Here is a 3,491-nt window from a genome sequence, read left to right on the forward strand (position 1 = left end):
GAGCAGCCGGCCCTTGAGCCGCAGCGCGCTCTGGTTGTGCAGCAGCTGCTCGTACCAGTGGCCGACCACGTACTCGGGGATGTAGACGGAGACCACGTCCCGGGGCGACTCGCGCCGCAGGTTCTTGACGTACTCGATGACCGGGCGGGTGACCTCGCGGTACGGCGAGTCCAGGACCTTCAGCGGGACGCCGATCCGGCGCCGGTCCCATTCGGCGCGCAGCTCCCTGGTCTCCGCCGGGTCGACGTTGACGGTGAGCGCCTCCAGGGTGTCCGAGCGCATCATGCTCGCGTAGCTCAGCGCCCGGAGGGCCGGCTTGTGGACCTTGGAGACCAGGACGACGGAGTGCACCCGGGAGGGCCGCCGGCTCTCGTCGCCGGGCTCCTCGGGCGCCGCGATCTCCTCGGCGACCTGGTCGTAGTGGCGGCGGATCACCGTCATCGTGCCGTAGAAGATCACCATGCCCAGCAGGGCCACCCACGCTCCGTGGGTGAACTTGGTGAGCAGCACCACGACCAGCACCAGGCCGGTGAAGGTGGCGCCGAAGGCGTTGATGGCGCGCGAGCGCTGCATCCGCCGGCGTTCGGCCTGGTCCCTCTCGGTGGCCAGGTGGCGGTTCCAGTGCCGGACCATGCCGATCTGGCTGATGGTGAAGGAGACGAAGACGCCGACGATGTAGAGCTGGATCAGCCGCGTGGAGTCGGCGTCGTAGACGACGACCAGCAGGGCGGCCGCGCCGGCCAGCAGCACGATGCCGTTGGAGAAGGCGAGGCGGTCGCCGCGGGTGTGCAGCTGGCGGGGCAGGTAGCGGTCCTGGGCCAGGATCGAGCCGAGCACCGGGAAGCCGTTGTACGCCGTGTTGGCGGCGAGGAAGAGGACCAGCGCGGTGGCTCCGGCGAGGATCAGGAACGGGACGGTGTTGTGCCCGAAGACCGCCTCCGCCACCTGCGAGATCACCGGGTGCTGGACGTAGTCGGCGCCCACCGGCCGTCCGTCCTTCAGCAGGTCCTGGGCGGGCGACTCGGCCATCTTGACGCCGGTCGCCATGGCGAGGGCGATGATGCCGCAGAACATGGTGACGGCGATCGCGCCCATCAGCAGCAGCGTGGTCGCCGCGTTGCGGGACTTCGGCTTGCGGAAGGCGGGCACGCCGTTGGAGATCGCCTCCACACCGGTCAGCGCGGCGCAGCCGGAGGAGAAGGCGCGCAGCAGCAGGAAGACCAGGGCGAAGCCGGCGATCCCCTGGTGCTCGGCGTGGATCTCGTAGTCGGCGGTGGGCGCCCGCAGGTCGTCGCCGAGGAACAGCCCGCGGAAGGCGCCCCAGAGGATCATGCCGAAGACGCCCGCCACGAAGACGTAGGTCGGGACGGCGAAGAGCTTGCCCGACTCCTTCACCCCGCGCAGGTTCATCAGGGTGAGCAGCACGATGACGGCGACGGCGCAGGCGACCTTGTGCTCGACCACGAACGGCACGGCCGAGCCCAGGTTCTCGATGCCCGAGGAGATGGACACCGCCACCGTGAGGACGTAGTCCACCAGCAGGGCGCTGGCGACCGTCTTGCCGGCCCTGCGGCCGAGGTTGGTGGTGGCCACCTCGTAGTCGCCGCCGCCGCTGGGGTAGGCGTGGACGTTCTGCCGGTAGGAGGCGACGACCGTGAACATCAGCACCACGACCGCGACGGCGATCCAGGGGCTGAAGTGGTACGCCGACACGCCCGCGATCGACAGGACCAGCAGCACCTCCCCGGGGGCGTAGGCCACGGAGGAGAGGGGGTCGGAGGCGAAGACGGGCAGGGCGACCCTCTTGGGCAGGAGGGTCTCCCCCAGCCGGTCGCTGCGCAGTGCGCGCCCGATAAGGATGCGTTTGGGCACGTCGGTCAGTTTGGACACGACAGAGGATCGTAGGCGTGCCCGGGGGGAGGTCCCAGCCGGGGACATCAGGATCGCGTTAAGGGAGTGAAAACATCGCCAAGGCTTTACCCGGAAGGTGCGGGGGGTGGTTTGCTCCGGACGCTGCGTGTGTACCTTGGGCGGCTGTCTGAGACCCTGTTCCTGCCGACCGGTGACGCCGGTCGGCAGTGACCACTCGGCCAGCGCAGTGCGCAACGACAATCGGGACACCGGAAGGACGGTCGTGCACATCGTCATCATGGGCTGCGGACGCGTAGGCGCCGCGCTCGCCCAGACCTTGGAGCAGCAGGGGCACACGGTCGCCGTGATCGACCGCGACCCCACCGCCTTCCGCCGGCTGGGCTCCGGTTTCGGAGGCCGCCGGGTCACCGGCGTGGGGTTCGACCAGGACACCCTGCGTGAGGCCGGGATCGAGGAGGCGGGCGCCTTCGCCGCCGTCTCCAGCGGCGACAACTCCAACATCATCGCCGCCCGGGTGGCCCGCGAGATGTTCGGCATCGAGCACGTGGCCGCGCGCATCTACGACCCCCGGCGGGCGGAGGTGTACCAGCGCCTGGGCATCCCCACGGTGGCGACGGTCCGCTGGACGGCCGACCAGATGCTGCGCCGCCTGCTGCCCTCGGGCGCCGAGCCGCTGTGGCGTGACCCCACCGGCGGCGTCCAGCTGGCCGAGGTGCACACCTCCCCGGCGTGGATCGGCCACCGGATCAGCAGGCTGCAGGACGAGACGGGGGTGCGCGTGGCGTTCCTCACCCGGTTCGGCGAGGCGATGATCCCCTCCTCGCAGACCGTCCTCCAGGACGGCGACCTGGTCCACGTCATGATGCGGACCGAGGACGTGGCCGAGATCGAGGCCGCGTTCGCCAAGGGTCCGGAAGAGGAGGCGGGGCACTGATGAGGGTCGCCATTGCCGGAGCCGGCGCCGTCGGCCGTTCGATCGCCGCCGAGCTGCTGGAGAACGGCCACGAGGTACTGCTGATCGACAAGGCGCCGACCGCCATCTCGGTGGAGCGGGTGCCGCGCGCCGAGTGGCTGCTCGCCGACGCCTGCGAGATCACCTCGCTGGACGAGGCGGCGCTGCAGCGCTGCAACGTGGTCATCGCCGCGACCGGCGACGACAAGGTCAACCTGGTGGTCTCGCTGCTGGCGAAGACCGAGTACGGGGTGCCCCGGGTCGTCGCGCGGGTCAACAACCCGAAGAACGAGTGGCTCTTCAACGAGGCGTGGGGCGTGGACGTCGCCGTCTCGACGCCGCGTCTGATGTCCGCGCTGGTGGAGGAGGCGGTGAGCGTCGGCGACTTGGTCCGCCTGCTGCGGTTCAGCCACGGCGACGCCAACCTGGTCGAGCTCACCCTGCCCCCGGAGTCGGCGCTGGCCGGCACCCGGGTGGGTGACGTGGCGTGGCCGCAGGACACCTCGCTGGTCACCATCATCCGTGGCTCGCGGGTGCTGGCGCCCTCGCCGGAGGACTCGCTGGAGGCCGGTGACGAGCTCCTCTTCGTCGCCGCGCAGGATCGCGAGGAGCAGCTGGAGAACCTGCTGTCGGTCCGCAACGGCGTCTGACGCACCGGAGCGGCGGG

The 3,491-nt window shown here is 70.4% G+C and carries 3 protein-coding genes; 2 read left to right on the plus strand and 1 reads right to left on the minus strand.

What is annotated here, in order from left to right:
- Positions 1–1,890 (minus strand): APC family permease (locus A2U95_RS03670; RefSeq protein WP_166020786.1); only part of this gene is annotated, 1,890 nt, incomplete at its 3' end.
- A 244-nt stretch (positions 1,891–2,134) separates the two neighbouring features.
- Here A2U95_RS03670 and A2U95_RS03675 point away from each other — a divergent pair.
- Together A2U95_RS03675 and A2U95_RS03680 are read left to right on the plus strand one after the other, a co-directional pair.
- Positions 2,135–2,806 carry a potassium channel family protein gene (locus tag A2U95_RS03675; RefSeq protein ID WP_151775318.1) on the plus strand — a complete coding sequence of 224 codons (672 nt, stop codon included), beginning with the start codon at positions 2,135–2,137 and terminating at the stop codon, positions 2,804–2,806.
- The gene (locus tag A2U95_RS03680; RefSeq protein WP_166020787.1) at positions 2,806–3,474 is read left to right on the plus strand and encodes a potassium channel family protein; all 669 of its coding nucleotides are present in this window, start codon (positions 2,806–2,808) and stop codon (positions 3,472–3,474) included. Before A2U95_RS03675 ends, A2U95_RS03680 begins: the two co-directional genes overlap by 1 nt.
- Positions 3,475–3,491 lie beyond the last annotated feature (17 nt).

This window comes from Streptomyces chilikensis, assembly GCF_001642695.1.
In the GTDB taxonomy this organism is placed as follows: Bacteria; Actinomycetota; Actinomycetes; order Streptomycetales; family Streptomycetaceae; genus Streptomyces; species Streptomyces chilikensis.

Bases quoted from the DNA above. Each gene is read 5' to 3' on its own strand.
- A2U95_RS03680 (WP_166020787.1), top strand. From the start codon at position 2,806: ATGAGGGTCGCCATTGCCGGAGCCGGCGCCGTCGGCCGTTCGATCGCC.